Annotated in this window: 18 protein-coding genes and 1 tRNA gene; 7 read left to right on the top strand and 12 right to left on the bottom strand. The window is 67.0% G+C overall.

Features of this window, described 5'->3' with window-relative positions; all coding sequences use genetic code 11:
- Positions 1 to 3: 3 nt before the first annotated feature.
- A complete protein-coding gene (locus tag MKI84_RS12300) occupies positions 4 to 1,263 on the bottom strand; it encodes an MFS transporter (protein ID WP_241619819.1) in 1,260 nt (419 codons plus the stop codon).
- Positions 1,264 to 1,575: 312 nt separating this feature from the next.
- Between MKI84_RS12300 and MKI84_RS12295 the strand changes: the two genes are divergently transcribed.
- Positions 1,576 to 3,462 (top strand): heavy metal translocating P-type ATPase, encoded by a 1,887-nt coding sequence (locus MKI84_RS12295; protein ID WP_241619818.1) that lies wholly within the window; start codon positions 1,576 to 1,578, stop codon positions 3,460 to 3,462.
- A 137-nt stretch (positions 3,463 to 3,599) separates the two neighbouring features.
- On the opposite strand, the gene MKI84_RS12290 is transcribed toward MKI84_RS12295, so the two are convergent.
- From MKI84_RS12290 to nthB, 8 genes are all read right to left on the bottom strand, one after another.
- The gene (locus MKI84_RS12290) at positions 3,600 to 4,160 is read right to left on the bottom strand and encodes a histidine phosphatase family protein (protein WP_241619817.1); all 561 of its coding nucleotides are present in this window, start codon (positions 4,158 to 4,160) and stop codon (positions 3,600 to 3,602) included.
- Positions 4,161 to 4,181: 21 nt separating this feature from the next.
- Positions 4,182 to 4,673: a hypothetical protein gene (locus MKI84_RS12285; RefSeq protein WP_241619816.1), complete on the bottom strand. Its 492-nt coding sequence runs from the start codon at positions 4,671 to 4,673 to the stop codon at positions 4,182 to 4,184.
- A 158-nt stretch (positions 4,674 to 4,831) separates the two neighbouring features.
- A complete protein-coding gene (locus MKI84_RS12280) occupies positions 4,832 to 5,590 on the bottom strand; it encodes a CbtA family protein (RefSeq protein ID WP_241619815.1) in 759 nt (252 codons plus the stop codon).
- 11 nt (positions 5,591 to 5,601) lie between these two features.
- Positions 5,602 to 5,823 carry a CbtB domain-containing protein gene (locus MKI84_RS12275; protein WP_241619814.1) on the bottom strand — a complete coding sequence of 74 codons (222 nt, stop codon included), beginning with the start codon at positions 5,821 to 5,823 and terminating at the stop codon, positions 5,602 to 5,604.
- Positions 5,824 to 5,888: 65 nt separating this feature from the next.
- Positions 5,889 to 6,410, bottom strand: a complete 522-nt coding sequence (locus MKI84_RS12270; RefSeq protein ID WP_241619813.1) for a DUF1097 domain-containing protein — start codon at positions 6,408 to 6,410, stop codon at positions 5,889 to 5,891.
- A gap of 104 nt (positions 6,411 to 6,514) precedes the next feature.
- On the bottom strand, positions 6,515 to 6,853 hold the full coding sequence (locus tag MKI84_RS12265) for a nitrile hydratase accessory protein (RefSeq protein ID WP_241619812.1): 339 nt from the start codon (positions 6,851 to 6,853) through the stop codon (positions 6,515 to 6,517).
- Between the two features lie 11 nt (positions 6,854 to 6,864).
- Entirely contained in the window at positions 6,865 to 7,491 is a 627-nt protein-coding gene (gene nthA, locus MKI84_RS12260; protein WP_241619811.1) for a nitrile hydratase subunit alpha, read from the bottom strand.
- A 66-nt stretch (positions 7,492 to 7,557) separates the two neighbouring features.
- Positions 7,558 to 8,232 (bottom strand): nitrile hydratase subunit beta, encoded by a 675-nt coding sequence (nthB, locus tag MKI84_RS12255; RefSeq protein WP_241619810.1) that lies wholly within the window; start codon positions 8,230 to 8,232, stop codon positions 7,558 to 7,560.
- Between the two features lie 516 nt (positions 8,233 to 8,748).
- Between nthB and MKI84_RS12250 the strand changes: the two genes are divergently transcribed.
- From MKI84_RS12250 to MKI84_RS12240, 3 genes are all read left to right on the top strand, one after another.
- Positions 8,749 to 9,903: a transporter substrate-binding domain-containing protein gene (locus tag MKI84_RS12250; protein WP_241620153.1), complete on the top strand. Its 1,155-nt coding sequence runs from the start codon at positions 8,749 to 8,751 to the stop codon at positions 9,901 to 9,903.
- The gene (locus MKI84_RS12245; RefSeq protein WP_241619808.1) at positions 9,903 to 10,553 is read left to right on the top strand and encodes an ANTAR domain-containing response regulator; all 651 of its coding nucleotides are present in this window, start codon (positions 9,903 to 9,905) and stop codon (positions 10,551 to 10,553) included. The genes MKI84_RS12250 and MKI84_RS12245 overlap by 1 nt, the downstream gene beginning before the upstream one ends.
- Before the next feature lie 124 nt (positions 10,554 to 10,677).
- On the top strand, positions 10,678 to 11,667 hold the full coding sequence (locus MKI84_RS12240; protein WP_241619806.1) for an acetamidase/formamidase family protein: 990 nt from the start codon (positions 10,678 to 10,680) through the stop codon (positions 11,665 to 11,667).
- A 292-nt stretch (positions 11,668 to 11,959) separates the two neighbouring features.
- Here the strand turns inward: MKI84_RS12240 and MKI84_RS12235 are convergent.
- The 3 genes from MKI84_RS12235 to MKI84_RS12225 all read right to left on the bottom strand — a co-directional run bounded on the left by MKI84_RS12235 (position 11,960) and on the right by MKI84_RS12225 (position 13,851).
- Positions 11,960 to 12,033, bottom strand: a tRNA-Gly gene (locus tag MKI84_RS12235).
- A 101-nt stretch (positions 12,034 to 12,134) separates the two neighbouring features.
- Positions 12,135 to 12,842: a 3-oxo-tetronate 4-phosphate decarboxylase gene (gene otnC, locus MKI84_RS12230; RefSeq protein WP_241619804.1), complete on the bottom strand. Its 708-nt coding sequence runs from the start codon at positions 12,840 to 12,842 to the stop codon at positions 12,135 to 12,137.
- Between the two features lie 34 nt (positions 12,843 to 12,876).
- Entirely contained in the window at positions 12,877 to 13,851 is a 975-nt protein-coding gene (locus MKI84_RS12225) for a LacI family DNA-binding transcriptional regulator (protein WP_241620151.1), read from the bottom strand.
- 336 nt (positions 13,852 to 14,187) lie between these two features.
- On the opposite strand from MKI84_RS12225, the gene ltnD reads away from it, so the two are divergent.
- The 3 genes from ltnD (at position 14,188) to MKI84_RS12210 (ending at position 16,759) form a co-directional block, all read left to right on the top strand.
- Positions 14,188 to 15,126: an L-threonate dehydrogenase gene (ltnD, locus tag MKI84_RS12220; RefSeq protein ID WP_241619803.1), complete on the top strand. Its 939-nt coding sequence runs from the start codon at positions 14,188 to 14,190 to the stop codon at positions 15,124 to 15,126.
- Positions 15,127 to 15,164: 38 nt separating this feature from the next.
- Positions 15,165 to 16,454 carry a 3-oxo-tetronate kinase gene (gene otnK / locus MKI84_RS12215; protein WP_241619802.1) on the top strand — a complete coding sequence of 430 codons (1,290 nt, stop codon included), beginning with the start codon at positions 15,165 to 15,167 and terminating at the stop codon, positions 16,452 to 16,454.
- Between the two features lie 125 nt (positions 16,455 to 16,579).
- The gene (locus MKI84_RS12210; RefSeq protein ID WP_241619800.1) at positions 16,580 to 16,759 is read left to right on the top strand and encodes a hypothetical protein; all 180 of its coding nucleotides are present in this window, start codon (positions 16,580 to 16,582) and stop codon (positions 16,757 to 16,759) included.
- Positions 16,760 to 16,830 lie beyond the last annotated feature (71 nt).

The following is a 16,830-nucleotide window of genomic DNA, read 5'->3' as shown; positions in this document are numbered from 1 at the left end:
CCGCTATCCCACGCGCTTTCCGCGCGCGAGGCGGGCGGCGACCAGCCGCTGCACCAGCATCAGCAGAACGGTCGCCACCGCCGCGAAGGCCGCGATCACGACATACGTGCCCTGATAGCTGCCAAACAGCGTGTGGAACTGCGAGAACAGGCTCGGCCCGACCACCACGCCGGTAAAGGTGAAGAACATCGCCGCGCCGGTGATGGTGCCGACCGCCTGCGCCGGGCTCAGCCGGGCGACCTCGGACAGATAGACCCCGTTCCACGAATTGGCCGTGAGGCCGAGCAGGAGGAACAGCCCGACCAGCACGGCCAGCGGCAGCGCGTCGCCGGCAACGGCCACCAGCAGGGAAGCCGCGACCATCGCCAGAGCCAGCCCGACCAGCACCGAGAGCCCGCGCCCCGTGGCGTCCGCCACCCAGCCCCACAGCACGCGGCCGAATGCGCCGCAGAGCTGGACACCGGCCAGCACGAGGCCGGCGGTGGCAAGGCTCACGCCCTTTTCCTCCACCAGCATGGCGACCAGGAACGCCACCACAGAAAGCTGGACCGCCGAGAAGCAGAAGGTGGCGAAGGCCAGCCAGCGCAGCGGCGGGTTGCCGAACACCAGCCGCAGCGAGGCCCAGGGCATCACCATGGGCACCCACTGGCGTTCCTCCGGCCGGTCGAGTTCGCGCCGGCCCCGTTGGGAATACAGCATCACCATCAGGCAGGCCGCGGCCACGCTCCACAGCGCGGCACTCCAGCCGAAGCGCACCGCGATCAGCGGCCCGATAATGCCCACCGCCATGCCGCCGACCGGCACGCCGGCCTGCTTGATCGAGAAGATCAGGCTGCGTCGGTGCGGCGGCGCGTGGCGGATCAGGAGTTCTGAGGAGGACGGAATGATCATGCCGTAGGAGGCGCCGATGATGATCGACCCAACAAGCATGGAGAACAGGTTCGGCACGCTCGCCAGCAGGCAGCCGATCACGTCCATCAGCATCGCCAGCTGCCCGATTCGGCAGCCGCCATGTCTGGCGACCAGCGCGCCGGCGATCAGCGAGGCCCCCATCGCCGCCAGATAGATCACCGTGATCTGATAGCCGATGAACACCGATGAGACGCCGAGCGTCGCCGCCACTGCCGGCGCCAGCGCCGGTATGATGAGGACCGACATGGTGCCGAGCGCCTGCACGACGACGGTTTCGGCAAGAACGCCATAGAGCGAGATGCTCTTGCGGGCTGGCGCGGCATCGATGCGGCTGGCGGGTCGGTCGTCCACGGCGGGTCCTGTCGAGGCGCGCGAAAATCTGCCGCGCGCAGTCTGCGGCGCCGGTCCAGGAGCGAACGGCGTCATTATGAATGCAATCGGGATGTCCTCAATAGGTCGATTTCGCCAGCTCCGCCACGCTCAAGAGGTGGTGCCGGCACGATGAGGCCTGCGAGGAGGTCATAGCCAATCAGCTTGAAAAGATTCTAATGTGAAGCACGGGAGCCGCCATGACCCATTTCGCCCGCCTGCGCGCCAGCGGTCCGCACCCACCCGCGGACCATGGCGATCGCCCGCTCGCCATCCCGGGGTGAGCCGGTTCCCATGTCGTCGCGCCCCATGTCGTCGCCGCCCATGCCTCCGACGCCAGCGTCGGGTTTCCGCGCTGCGTATCGCCGCCTCGCGCCCCGGCTGCTGGTGGCGGTCGCCGCCGCCGGTCTGGGCGCCGGCGGCGCGCTGATCTGGCAGGTCGGCGCGGAAGCGGCGCACCTCGCCTGGGCGCTGGCGACGGTGCCGGTGCTGCTCGCCCTGTTCGTCCAGATCGCCGTCGCGCTGCGCCGGGGCGATGTCGGGCTCGACATCGTGGCGGCGCTGTCCATGTCCGCCGCGCTGGCCTTCGGCGAGCCGCTGGCCGGCAATGTCGTCGCGCTGATGTATGCCGGCGGGCAGTTGCTGGAGAGCTTCGCGGAAGGCCGTGCGCGGCGGGAAATGACCGCGCTGCTGGGCCGCGTCGCCTTCAGTGCCATGGTTTATCGCGATGGCGAGCTGCGCGAGACGCCGATCGCCGCCGTTCAGCCGGGCGACCGGCTGCTGATCCGGCAGGGCGAAGTGCTCCCGGTCGACGGACATATCGTCGAGGGCATCGCCGTGCTCGACATGTCGGCCCTGACCGGAGAATCGCTGCCGGTGCGGCTCGATACCGGCAGCGAGGCGTTGAGCGGCGCCACCTTGGTAGCGGCACCGTTCGAGATGATTGCCAGCCGGCCGGCAGCGGAGAGCACCTATGCCGGTATCGTCCGGCTGGTCGAAGCCGCGCAAGCCAGCAAGGCACCGATGGCCCGGCTGGCCGACCGCTACGCCGTCGGTTTCCTCGTGCTCACCCTTGCTCTGGCCGCACTCGCCTGGGGGCTGAGCGCCGACCCGATCCGCGCGCTGGCGGTGCTGGTGGTGGCGACACCCTGCCCGCTCATTCTCGCCGTGCCGGTGGCGATCATTTCCGGCATGTCGCGCTCGGCCCGTTCCGGCGCGCTGGTCAAGGACGGCGCCGCGCTGGAAGCACTGGCCCGCATCCGCACCGCCATTCTCGACAAGACCGGCACACTGACGCGGGGCCGCCCGGAGATCACCGGAATCGACGTCGAGGCCGGCTTTCGCGAGGCGGACATCCTCCAGCTCGCGGCCAGCCTCGATCAGGCATCGTCCCATGTCGTGGCGAGCGCGCTGATACGTGCCGCCGCGCAGGCGGGGTTGACGCTGACGCGCCCGGTCGACATCGCCGAGCGCCCGGGCAAGGGCGTTGAGGGACGGATCGGCTCTCGGCGGGTTGCTCTGGGCGGCGATGGATATGTGCGCGAGCGCTGCGTAGCCACCCAAGCCGGCGCCTCCCTTTCAACCGTGCCCGCCGGCACCATGGCGGTGCATGTGGCCGTGGACGGCCGGCTCGCCGGCATCATCCGCCTGCGCGATCCGCTCAGGGCCGACGCCGCAGCCACGCTCGACGCGCTGCGCCACTCGGGCGTCACGCGCATCGTGCTCGCGAGCGGCGATGTCGGCGAGATCGCCCGCGAGGTCGGTCAGACGCTCGGCGTCGACGAGGTGTTGGGCGACCTGACTCCGGAAGGCAAGGTGGCGGCGGTGCGGAGCGAGGCGGCGCGTCAGCCGGTGATGATGGTCGGCGACGGGGTGAACGACGCCCCCGCGCTGGCGGCCGCCGATGTCGGCGTGGCGATGGGCGCGCGCGGCGCGGCGGCATCCTCGGAAGCGGCCGGCGTCGTGTTGCTGGTCGACGAACTGCGCCCGCTGGCCCGCGCCATCGAGACCGCGCGCCGCACCCGCCGGATCGCGCTGCAGAGCGTGCTGGCGGGGCTCGGCCTGTCGGTCGGGGCGATGGTCGTGGCAGCGTTCGGCTACCTGCCGCCGGTCCAGGGCGCGCTGTTGCAGGAGGTCATCGACGCCATGGTCATCCTGAATGCGCTGAGGGCATTGCGCTGAAGGCAGGCGTTGCGAGCGCATCGGGCGATCACGAGACTCGGATCTGTTGACCGCGGCGCAGGCGAAGGACCCAACCAGAAACGTATCATGATCGACCCGACGAGGCGCTCCCCGCCTGACCGTCATCCCCTTGCGCCTCACATCCCCGCGCCCGTAGGAAGCCGCACGATCCAGCGGCGTCCGTCGCTGACCAGCGTCACCGAGCTCATCGGCTCGATATCGATACGCCGGTAGCAGTCGGCTGGGGCCCCAAGCGCGTGGAGCATGCACGCCTTGATGACCGAGCCCGGCGCGACGGCGATGGTTCGCCCAGAAAGTGTCGTGCATCCCGCAAGCCAGGTGCCGACGCGCTCAAGGAGAGCTTCAACGGACTCCCCTCCATGGGGCGTTGCGGAGGGCTCGGCTGTCCAGGCTCGCAAGCCATCCGGATCCGATTGCGCGACATCCTCGGGCGTGCGCCCACGCCACGACCCGAAATCGATCTCCGCCAGTTCGGGCTGAACCTCGATGTCGAGGCCGAGCGCCGTGGCGCTCCGGAGCGTGATCGGATCAGGTCCGCACCAAAATCGGTCGCCCCTGAGAGCCGACCTTGGGATCGGCGACACCGCGCCGTCCTCGATGGTGTCCGGGGTGCCACCGCCCGGAAAGACGGGACGCTTGGGCCGGTAAGCGCAGATCATGAGCAGTCGATGAGTCATCGAACGTTTCCGGCGAGGCGGTCAGGCGGACGATGAACCGGGCTTGCGCGCAGGCCGCCGCATCGAACTGGCAGCGAGGCCGCCGCTGGCCACGACCAGCACCGATCCCAGGGCGATGAAGGCACATGCGGGATCGCGGACGACCTCGGCCAATTGCGGCCGCACGAGGGACGCCGTGTCGAAGGTCTCCCCACTCGACGAGCATATTTCACCCGCTTCCGGCGTCACGCGCTTGCGCGCTTCCAGCCGCTCAAGGATCGCCGCCGCCGCGGTTGAGCTCGCGGGTTCGCGGCTCATGACCACGAGGAGTTGCTTCGCGGTCGCCAGATAGGCATGGGCACAGGCATTGAACGGGCTGTCCTCGCGCGTGACACCTCCGGGCGCGAGGCCCCAGAAGCAATAGGCGAACTGGACGCCATAGTGATTGTAAAGCCGCCGCATCGAGCCGTCGCTGGCGGCCTGACGTTTCGCCAGAGCGACGATCTCGTCGAGCCGTTCGTCGACCAGCGCCATCTCGCCATGCGAGATCGCTGGGATCGGCAGGCCGGCAGGTGGTCCATTGCCTGCCCCGCCCGAATGCGCCAACGCCACGCCCGGGCCGGACATGGACGCAACGACAGCCGCGACCCGGGCGAGACGCCCGAGCCGCGACAGCTGGCATGTGCCCTTCGTCACCGGAAGGCACTCGCGCTCGCCGCGCGGCGCGGCGCGACATGCTTGAGCGAGACACCCTCGGTAACGGCGCCGAACAGCAGGCCGATCGCGGCCCAGAGAACCGCCTGCACGCCGATCGAGGAGATACGGAAGTTCCAGAGCATGGCCGGCGAAAAGGCGGCCGGGATCTCCTCGATCGTCGGCAGAGCCGCGAACATCACCGCGACGACGGCCAGGTAGACGAGGCCGGCCACCGTCGCCCCGTTCCAGCCGCCGATCCGCTCTGCAAGGCGCCGAGCGAACATGACGGACGCGATCATCAGCACGAGCGAGAACACCATCATGGTGAAGAACAGTTCGGTACGCGCCACGATCGTGTCGGCGCTGCCGACGGCCGGAGGGTTGGCCGGATATTTCAGCTGCGGGACGATGACGATCGCGACGAAGCCCAGGATCGCGATCAAGGCCGACACCGAGCGCGGGCTCAAGCGTCCGAGCCTGCCGTTCGTGAAGGCGAAAGCCAGCGCGAACAAGCCGCCGACCGCGGCGCCGTAGACCACGAGGCCGGTGAAGAGACCGGCCCCGGCCTGCGTGGCGCGGCTCACGATATCCGGCTCTTCCGCGCCGGTGATCATGTCCGCGGCGTGGCTGGCCTGCGCCTCGAACGCGATGGCATAATCCACCCAAGGCTCTCCGAAGACCTTGGCGAAGCAGAAGGCGAGAAGGCCGGCGGCCACGCCGACGATCATGCCCCTCAAGAGTATGTTGCCGACCATCTCGCTCTCCGTCAGTGGCAGGGGAAGCCGAGCAGATGGCGGCCGTCATGCACGAACTCGTGCACGTAGGAACCACCCATCAGCGACGTGGCGCCTTCTTCCGCACCGACGAAGTAGACGGTGAGAAGGAGCATGAGGCCGCCGAAGACGGCCCAGGGCAGGATCGCCGACACCGGGATCGGTTCGGCGCGCGCCGAGCTCTGCGCGGTGGTGGCGTGTACGATGCTGGTCATATGAACTCTCCCGAGTTGGATGGTTGGAAGAAATGCCGCGCGGGGAACTGGCCGCGGCGGACGGATCAGCGGACGCTGACGGACGGTTTCGGCGTGAGCCCGTGGATCAAGGCCGCGAGTTTTGCCGAGCCGAAGGCGAAGCACGCGCCGATGATCATCGAGAACGGGACGATCAGCAGGGCGTTCTGACCGGACGCCGACAGCATGGCGGTCGGCGTAAAGGCGTCCGGGTTCTGGGTCAGGAAAGAGAACGTGCAGGCGTATCCGTAGGTGACGGCCGGGATCGACGAGAAGTGCTGGATGTGGGCCGCCAGAATGTAGAGCGTGATCGAGGCGGCGACGATCGTCGCACCGAGCACCGGACCGGGACCGATGGTGGCGAGTGCGAGCCCCGCGCCCCAGGCCACCAGCACCCCGAACAGATTCGAGACGACCGTGGTCCGGAAGGCCGCGGTGTCACCGCCGCAGTGGTAGAAGCAGGCCCAGGCCACGAACGCCGCCCAGATCAGGAAGCTGTTGGTCGCGAGAAACAGCCAGGTGCAGATGCCCCCGAGCAGGCCCACGCTGATTGAGAGAGGGATGATCATGGTTTGCGCCCTTTCGAGACGCGTGAGGACAAGGCTCCGCCGTTCCGGCACGCGCGTGGCGCACCGGTCGGCGAAGAGTCGGATCGAACCGGCTCGCGTAGAGGTCAGATGACCTCGTCGCGGGTGCGGTGGAGAAACTCTTCCGTGCGCCGGTCGAGCTCCCCGTGGTCGATCAACCCCTTCTCGAGCACGAGCTTCTCGAAGGCCGCGAGCCAATGCTCGTAATAGCTCCAGGTCTCGTCGCCCGGCACGTGGGTCTTGTCCCACTCGCCAATGGTGCTGATCAGGCTTTTGCGGAAGTCCTCGTAGGGGTAGGACTTGGCCTCGGCGAGCGCGAGCACCATGCCGAAGGCGCGGCCCTGCCAGGGCTCATCGAACTTCAGGCTCTCGCAGTTGCGCGGAATGGCCTCGCGGCCGGTGAGATCCTCGATATAGCCGTCCATCTCATCCCCCCTCAGGCCGTTGCGAGACCCAGGCCCTGCATGGCCTCGGTCGAGACGAGCGCAGCGAGCTTCTCTTCCGACCACCCTTCGGTGCCGGCGGGGCGCTCGGGGATCACGAAGTAACGGACCTGAGCGCTCGAGTCCCAGATCTCGATCTTGTGGTCTTCCGGCAATGTCACGCCGAAATCCGACAGCACGCCGCGAGGCTCGCGCACGATACGGGCGCGGAACACCGGGTCCTTGAACCAGTAGGGGGGCAGGCCGAGCAGCGGCCACGGCCAGCACGAGCAGAGCGTGCAGCACACGACATTGTGGGTGCCGGGCTTGTTCTCGACAACCTTGAGGTTTTCGCCCTCGATACCGTCGCGCATGCCGAGTTCGGCGATGGCCATGTTGGCGTCGGCGAGAAGGCGGGCCTTGAAGGCCGGGTCGGTCCAGGCCTTGGCCACGACCTTGGCTCCATTGAAGGGGCCCATTTCGTGCTCGAAGAAATTGATGACCCGGTCCACCGTGTCGGTGCCGATGAGGCCCTTCTCACGAAACAGGGACTCGAGTGCCTTGGTGCGCGCGGCGTAGTAGCTCTCGCTCTCGCGCAGGTGATGGTGGTGGTCGTGATCGTGGTCGTGATCGCCGCTCATGGAAATCGCCTTCTTCTTGGCGGAATTACCGCCGCTTTCATGCGTAATGGTTGAATGAAATGAAGATCAGATTGCCTCGAGATAGACCTCGAAGCAGTCATTGTAGAGAACGTCACCCTTGTCGGGGATGTCCTCCCAGATGTCGCGCGTTTTGAACTTCACGAGATAGACCGGCTGCGGCGTGCAGATGCCATCGGTCGGCACGTTGTCGGCGTAGAGATACGCGCCCTTGTAGACGGTCTCGACGATGCCGATCTTGTTGCGAAGGTAGCCCGGCAGGCGAGTGTGGACCGCCGGCGGCATGTCCTTCACGCGCACCGTGTCGCCGACCTTGAAGATCGGGTTGACCGCGACGTCACGATAAGGATTCGCGCCGGTATAGAAATATTCGATGACGCGGTCGGTGATGTCCCCGTTCCCGGTGTCCGGTTGCGGCGCATCCGGGTTTTCGAGGTAGTAACTGGTCTTGGTATCGAGTTCCTTCTCGGAGATGTAGTTCCGGGAGATCAGGAACTTGGACATGCCTCCGAGCCATTTGATGTAGTAGCGGTACTTGAAGTAATCGAGCGGGTTCATGGACTCGGCGAGGACCCGCAGGTCCGGCCACGCCCAAATCCCCGTACCCATCATCGTCGTGTGGACGGCGAAGAGTTGCGCCTCCCACGGCTCGACGAAGACGCGCTTTTCGACATCGACGGGGCCGAGATTCTCAATACCCCCGAGAAAATGCTGGACCTTCATGCTGTAGCCTCCGCGATCGCTGGGCGCCGCTGCTGGAGCCGACGCCTCGAATATAACCGGCCTGCTGGTAATGCCGCTTTCGCGACGCTCATCGCAGACTTGCAAAGTCAAAGATGCAGGGCCTTCCCGTTAAGCAGCTCCAAGCAGCCAAACGCAAAAAGGCCCGTCAGCATCCTGCTGCGGGCGACTGTGCCGAGTTCCTATGAATTGCATGACTTGCGTCTACATGGGCAGCTCTGCCCGACGCATGATTTAGACTGAACCACGCCCAATTGTCAGTCAAGCACATTTTTTGACCGACACTTCACGACATGTACCAGCGGCCCGCCGTCGATCAGGCGCCATCTCCGCTTGACAACCGCTCGCTGGCGATTAAGCCTAAGAGATAGGCGCTGGGCAACGATGCTCAATCAGGCGCCACGTATGTCGATTTACATGATGCGCGGGACCATTTCCGTGCCTGGCAGCGACGCCCTCAAGCCTCACGGCTCGAGGGCTTTTTTATGCGGCGATCTGATGACGACTGACACCTTCCGTATCGGCCTAATGTTCTCATCGACGGGGCCCTATGGCTCGGTCGCCGGACCCATGCTGAGCGGGGCATTGCTCGCCGTCTCCGAGGTCAACGAGATGGGGCCGGTGAGGCTGGATCCCATCGTCGTGAACCCTTGTGGAAACCTTTCGCGCTACGCGGCCCTGAGCACGCAATTGCTGTCGTCGGGCATCACGCAGGTCGTCGGCTGCTACACCTCGTCCAGTCGCAAGGAGGTCATCCCCGCCTTCGAAAAATACGACGGAATGCTCTGGTATCCCTCGCACTACGAAGGCTTCGAAAGCTCTGACAACGTGGTCTATACCGGGGCCGCCCCCAATCAGCACATCCTGCCGCTGATCGACTATCTGATGTGTTCCCATGGAAACCGGGCGTTCTGCGTCGGGTCCAACTATATCTGGGCCTGGGAAAACAACCGGATACTGCGCGAAGTGGTGGTGGCCCGCGGCGGAACCGTGCTTGCCGAACGTTACCTGCCCGTCGGGGAGACCGATTTCGCCAAGACCATCGAGGCGATCCTCGCGGCGCAGCCAAGCTTTGTGTTCTCCTCGTTGATCGGCGTGAGCGGGTATTCGTTCATCCGCCGTCTTCGCGAGGCGTGCGTCGCCCGTGGCATCGACCAGCCGAATGCCATGCCGGTCGCGAGTTGCAACCTGAACGAGCCGGACCTGATCGACATCGGGGACGGGGCGATGGATGGCCACATCAGTTCCAGCGTTTACTTCTCATCCTTGCAGACGGATGAGAGCCGGCGCTTCGTCGCGCGCTATGCCGCCGCCTATCCTGAAAAGCCGTGGGCGTCGGCAGACGCCGAGGCGTCCTACATCGCGGTGAAGCTTCTTGCGGCCGCTATGGCGAAGGCGCAGAGCGACGATATCGGCGCCGTGCGCCGGGCGCTCGCCGATCTTCGACTCGCCGCACCGCAGGGTGATGTCCTCGTCGATTCCGAGACCATGCACCTCTACCTCACGCCCCGGATCGGCCGGTCTCGCTCTGATGCGTCGTTTGACGTGATCCGAGAGGAGCCGGCCCCGGTTCGTCCAGACCCCTACCTCGTCCGCTTTTGCGCAACGGATTGCTGGGATTCCTCCCCCTCCCGGCTTCGAGTGGTGAGCTGATGGTCCAGATGCCGGTCCAGAACTTCCGTGGCATGCGAGCCGTGATCTTCGCCTCCAGCGACGGTGGCGTGGACACTTTGGCATCGGTCCTCGCCAAGCTGGGGCTCGCGGTTGAAAGGCCCGGCCTTCCGGCACCCGCAGGCGCCATCGACATCTCCAGCTTCGGCTTCGAGCGCGATGTTCTGTTCGTCGATGGCGACCTGGATGGCGTGCTGGGCCCGGACGCGATCGTCAACGGCTTGCCGCCCGCGCCTGTTATCGGCCTGGTGGGCGTCGAGGCGCCGGGCCGATTGAAGGGGCTGATGGCGCAAGGCGCGACCGCGTTCTTGCGCAAGCCTGTCTATGCCGGCGCGGTCTACACCAACCTCTTCCTCGGCGTGAACCAGTATCTGCAGCGCCGGGCGATCGTCGACCAGCTGAGCGAGCATCAGGATCGGAGGAGGCGCAGGAGGCTGGTGATCAAGTCCATCGTGCGCATCATGGCGCAGCACGCGGTCGACGATGACGAGGCCTACGCCATCCTGCGCCGATGCAGCATGCGCAGCCGAATGAGTCTCGAGGACTACTGCGAACAGCAACTCGCCTGCCGGTCAGAGCTGACCGGAACCTCACAAGACCTGCCGCACGAGCTGACACTCGTCCGGCGCTGAACCATCAACACGTCGATGATGGCGTCGACCGACGTTCGCCCAGCCGGCGACGCGGCGCCGTCGCGCATTCTGAGGAAAAAGGCTGCCAGCGACGCCAGCCTGCCTCTGTCAGGAGAACGGCAAGATGAGCTGGCTCGAAAATTCGATCATGGCGGCGCGCGGTGAAGCAAAGGGACGGCCCGGACAGGCCTTCTCCATCACCGAGGAGTCACAGGGTAAGTATCACTACGTCTACGGCCCCTACGCCGAACCTGTACTGCGGGTCGACCCCGGCGCGGTGGTTTCAGCCGAGACGCACGATGCGATGGAAGGTCAGATAAAGCATGAGAGCGACAGCCCCAGCGCCATCCTGAACTTTCCGTTCCTCAATCCCCAGAACGGCCCGATCTTCGTCAACGGCGCCGAGAAGGGCGACTGCCTCGCCGTGTACATCCAGAAGATCGTGCCGCGTGGCGATCAACCCGTCGGCACGACCTGCATCATGCCGGAGTTCGGCGGTCTCGTGGGAACCGGGGACACCGCGCTGCTCAATCCTGCGCTGCCGGAGATCGTCAAGAAGCTTGAAGTCACGCCGGAGAATGGGGTGGTCTGGAGCGACAAGATCACTCTGCCCTACCAGCCGTTCATCGGCACGATCGGGACCTCGCCCGAGATTGAGGCGATTTCCTCGCTGGTGCCGGACTACTATGGCGGCAACATGGACTTGCCGGACGTCGCGCCCGGCGCGGTGATCTACCTTCCTGTCCACACGGCCGGCGGGCTGCTCTACCTCGGCGACTGCCACGCCGTACAAGGGGATGGCGAACTCTGCGGCTTCGCGATCGAGCACCCGACGGTGACCACCGTCCAGATCGACCTGATCAAGAACTGGTCCTTTCGCTGGCCGCGACTTGAGACGGAAGGCGCGATCATGACGATCGGGTCCGGCCGCCCGATGGAAGACGCCGCTCGCATCGCCTATCGCGAACTGGTGCGCTGGATGGCGGCCGATTACGGGTTCGACGAACTGGAGGCCTATATGCTGCTCACCCAGGTCGGAAAGCTGAGGGTCGGCAATATGGTCGATCCGAAATACACGCTGGGGGCGTCGGTAGCGAAGGCCTTGCTCAGGTAGCCGGACGCTGGATGGGCGGTGCAGTTCGAGTCGATGTCGGCCTCCTGCGTCGGACGTTGTCGACCAGCACCCTTGCCCGGCGGACAATTATCACCTGCGACAGCGACTTCGTTTCAACGGGATCGATGGCGCCGGCCAAGAACAACGCATTTCACTGATCGCAAGGCGACATCGTTCCAGTTCAAAGTGCCATGATCGGCGGTCGTCTCACGCCGATCATGGCCGCGCCGGAACGCGTGGTCTCAACCCGCGCAAGGGCGCTCGCCAGATCTCTGATTCTCTTTGGAAAAGCTGGAGCGGGCGAAGGGAATCGAACCCTCGTATGCAGCTTGGGAAGCTGCCGTTCTACCATTGAACTACGCCCGCTCGGGCCGGCGCACCATAAGAGCGGCGCTTCCCCGCTTCAAGCCCTGAAAACACGCGGCGCACACTATCCCACAGCGCCGGCGCCATGGCCTCGCGACCGGTCAGTCCTCCCCGTGTTTGTGGCCGCCATGGCAGTCGGGATGGTCGCAGCCGGCCTCGTCGCGCCGCGGGAGTTCGACGCCGAACACCTTCACCAGATCGGCGACCTGCTCGGGCGAGAGATAGCGGGGATTTAGTCCGCGCAGCAGCAGGTAGAGCCGCGCCGTCTCCTCGAGTTCCTCGGTTGCGAACACGGCGGCCTCCAGCGTCTCGCCGGCGACCACGGGCCCGTGATTGGACAGCAGCACTGAGGAATAGCGCCCCGCCAGCCCGCGAATGGCGTCGGCCACCGCGGGATCGCCGGGACGGTAATAGGGCAAAAGCGCGGTGTGGCCGCAGCGCATGACATAATAAGGCGTCATCGGCGGCAGCGCCGCCTTGGGGTCGATCTCCGGCAACATGGTCAGCGCCACCGAATGGGTGGAATGCAGGTGGACGATGGCGCGGGCCGAGCCGCGCGTCTCGTACAGCGCGGCGTGCAGCGGGATTTCCTTGGTCGGCGCGTCACCGGAGACGAGGCGGCCGGCGGCATCGAGACGAGTGATGCGCTCAGGGTCGAGAAAGCCCAGCGAGGCATTGGTCGGCGTCACCAGCCATCCGCCGTCATTAAGCCGCAGGCTGATGTTGCCGGAGGAGCCCGGCGTCAGCCCGCGCTCGAACAGCGAGCGCCCGAACCGGCAGATGCTTTCGCGCAATTTTGCTTCCGACATCTCTAATTTCCTGAGGTTTCCATGAGGTTAGGGCTCAGCTGGTCGCGCCTTCGATCAGCTCGAAGTCCAGCGTGGTGACACCCGGAGGGTCGTCGGCCAGAAGAAGCCGGGCGCTGGTGGCACCGATAGCGACGCGCGGCGTCAGCAGGGTGGAGAGCGGCTGCGGCGCGTGGCGGGCGACATCGAGGCCATTGAAGCCGAACAGCGCCAGACGCGTGGGAACCGCGATGCCCCGCGCCAGACAGTGGAAATAACCGCCGATCGCCATGTCGTCGTTGGAGAAATAGACCGCATCGACGGCGGGGTGGCGCGCCAGCAGCCGGTCGAGCGCCTCGCGCCCGGCACCGACCGAGGAATGGGTTCGCACCACATCTTCGGCGGCAAGGCTCAGCCCGGCTTCCGCCAGCGCGGCGAGAAAGCCCTCCCGGCGCTTGGCGGCGCGCCGGTCTCGTCCGAGGTCATGGCCGATATAGGCGATCCGACGGTAGCCCCGCGCGATCAGATGGCGGGCGCTTACCCGCCCGGCCTCGCGGTTGGAGAAGCCGACAACCGTGTCGATGCCCTCGCCGTCAGTATCCAGCATCTCGACGATGCGGATACCGGCCGCGGCCAGCAGGAGGCGGGTACGCGCGGTGTGTTCGAGGCCGGCGACCATGAGCCCGGCCGGGCGCCAGCTCAGCAGCGATTCGACGAGGTGCTCCTCGCTATCCGGCTCGTAATCGGTGACGCCGATCACCGATCGGAACCCGGCGGCGCCGAGCACGGCCCCTGCCCCGCGCAGCAGGTCCGGAAACACGATATTGGCGAGCGAGGGAACGATGATGCCGATCAGGTTCGAGCCCGTTGAAGCCAGCGTGCCGGCGAGGCGATTGGGCACATAGCCGAGGCGCGCGGCGGCCCCCAGCACCTTCTCCCGCGTCTCCGGCGACGAAGACCCCTGCCGGCGCAGCACGCGCGAAGCCGTGCTCTCGCCGACGCCGGCCTCGCGGGCGACGTCCGACAAGGTGATGCCACCGCCGCGCCTCTCGGCAGCTGCGTGGTCCGGGGTGTTTCGAGGTCCGTTCTTCACCACTTCGCCCAGCCTGTCGCTTTTGCCTGCCGACCTTGCCTGTCGCCCGTTGCCCGGCCCGTGGCCTTCGCCAGGCCGCCCCGGCCGCCGACCCACGATAGCGAATCCGTATCCACCTGTCCGCCAAGGATTGGCAGCGCTGCCAATACTTGCTACATCAGGTTGGCAGCGCTGCCAAAACGAATTTTGCTCATAGGGAGAGAGCGACGCTCGCCCCCGCCTCCGGCAAGCGACGGAGGCGTGAATGGGGAGCGTCCCCGAAACGGATCGCACGTCATGACGCATGGAATCCCGGCGAGCGCGCCGGTACGCGCCCACGCCGCGCTGATCGGCCTCGGCTCGATGGGCTACGGCATGGGGCAGTCCCTGTTGCGCGCCGGCCTCGACGTGACCGGATATGACGTGAATGCCGCCAGCCTCGCGCGGTTTCGCAGCGAAGGCGGCGCCACCGCCGACAGCCCGGCGGAGGCGGCGCGTGATGCCGCCATCGTCGTCAGCGTCGTGGTCAATGCCGCCCAGACCGAAGCGATTCTGTTCGGCCCCGGCGGCGTCGCGGAAACCATGCGGGAGGGCGCGGTCTTCGTCTCCTGCGCCACCATGGACCCGGAGAAGGCCCGCACCTTCGCCGCGCGGCTGGAGGCGAGCGGCCGGCATTATCTCGATGCGCCGATCAGCGGCGGCGCGCAGCGGGCGGCACTGGGCGAATTGACCATGCTGGCCTCGGGTAGCCCCGCTGCCGTCGCCGCGGCAAAGCCCGCGCTGGAGGCCATGGCCTCCAAATTCTACCTGCTGGACGAGGCTGCCGGCATTGGAGCGGCGTTCAAGATGGTCAACCAGCTCCTTGCCGGCGTGCATATCGCCGCCGCCTGCGAGGCCATGACCTTCGCGGCCCGCCACGGCCTCGACCTTCCGAAGGTCTACGAGGTCATCACCGCCTCGGCCGGGAACAGCTGGATGTTCGAGAACCGCATGCCGCATGTGCTCGATGGCGATTATCGCCCGCGCAGCGCGGTGAACATCTTCGTCAAGGATCTCGGCATCATCCAGGACATGGCGCGCGACGCCCGCTTCCCGGTGCCGATCTCCGCCGCCGCGCTGCAAATGTTCCTCGCCACCTCCGCCGCCGGCATGGGCGAGGAGGACGACGCCTCGGTCGCGCGCCTTTATGCCCGCATCACCGGCACGCCATTGCCCGGCGAGCCCACCTCCCCCTGAGCTTTCCGGCCGCACGGCCCACCGACAGGAGTTGCCTCATGACGCTCGCCCTCGGCTGCATTGCCGACGATTATACCGGCGCGTCCGACCTCGCCAACACGCTGGCCCGCAACGGGCTGCGCACCATCCAGACCATCGGCGTTCCCTCCGCGGACCTGCCTCTGATGGATGCGGATGCGGTCGTGGTCGCGCTGAAGATCCGCTCAGTGCCGGCGGCGGAAGCGGTGGAGAAGGCGCGCGCCGCCCATCGCTGGCTGACCGGACGCGGCGCCGGCCACGTCATGTACAAGATCTGTTCGACCTTCGATTCCACCGACGCCGGCAATATCGGGCCTGCGCTGGACGCGCTCGGCGCGGATACCGGCGCGGGGGCCGTGCTGGTCACGCCGGCCTTCCCGGAAACCGGACGCACGGTCTATCAGGGGCACCTGTTCGTCGGCCCGGTGCCGCTGAATGAGAGCCCGCTCAAGGATCATCCGCTCAACCCGATGCACGACGCGAATCTGGTGCGCGTGCTGCAACGCCAGAGCCAGCGGCGCATCGGCCTTGCCGCGCTCGACAGGATAGCCGGCGGACCCGACGCCCTGCGCGCGCGGCTCGCGGAACTGGCGTCGGACGGCGTCGGCGGGGTGATCGCGGATGCGGTGTTCGAGAGCGATCTGGAAACGCTGGGTGCGGTGGCGCTCGACGCCCCGGTCTCGGTCGGCGCATCCGGGCTCGGGCTCGGCCTTGCCCGCGGGCTGGTGCGCGCCGGCCGCGTGGCGCATGCGGCCGGCGCGGCCGCTTTCTCCGACGGCCCCGGTCTTTCCGCCTGCCTCGCGGGCAGTTGCTCGCAGGCGACTCTGGCCCAGATCGCGCGGGCAGAGGCGATCATGCCGGTGCTTCGCCTCGACGCGCAGCGCCTGCTCGCCGGTCCTGAAGTGGTGACGGAGGCGATCGCCTGGGCACGCGAGCACATCGCCACCGGCCCGGTGCTGATCGCCAGCAGCGCCGCACCGGCGGACGTATTGCGCGCGCAGTCCTCGCTGGGCCGCGAGGCGGTGGGGCAGGCCATCGAGGGTCGGCTGGCGCAGATCGCCGAGGAATTGCTCACGCTCGGCGTGCGCCGGCTGGTGGTGGCGGGCGGCGAGACCTCCGGCGCGGTGGTGGACCGTCTCGGCATTCCCGCCTTCGCGCTCGGCCCGCAAATCGCTCCCGGCGTCCCGCTGCTGCGCGCGGTCAGCGGCGCGCATGACGGGCTGCTGATGGCGCTGAAGTCCGGCAATTTCGGCAGCCCCGACTTCTTCGCCGAGGCACTGGGACTGATGAACCAGGCGCCGGGCGCGTAGCGCGGCAGGGCGGGCTAGGCTCGCCTATCGCAGCCTTCAGCGTGCGCGGGGTTCGTCGCTCCGCGCTCCGCTGACGGTGGACGAGCGAGTTCGAGGCGCTCGGCTATCGTGGGGGCATCTGGCCGGTGCCCTCGCTGCGCGTCGCGGCAAAGGTGCAGGAGGAACTGTACGGCGACATCCGCCGCGCCGGCACGCCGCAGGCGCGGATCGCGCGCATGCAGACCCGCGCCGAGCTCTACGACACCTTCCGCTATTTCGACGACGAGGCGCCGGACCGCGCGATCGTCACCACGGTCCTGCCCTGATACGCGCACCCCGCGCGGCTCCGGGGCGAAGCGCGTGGACGCCGGGATGAAAATCGACTAGGCAACGCCCG

Origin of the sequence: Ancylobacter gelatini (assembly GCF_022601675.1) — a bacterium.
Classification (GTDB): domain Bacteria; phylum Pseudomonadota; class Alphaproteobacteria; order Rhizobiales; family Xanthobacteraceae; genus Ancylobacter; species Ancylobacter gelatini.
The sequence above is the reverse complement of the archived record's forward strand: the minus strand, read 5'-3'. Positions and strand labels throughout refer to the sequence as shown.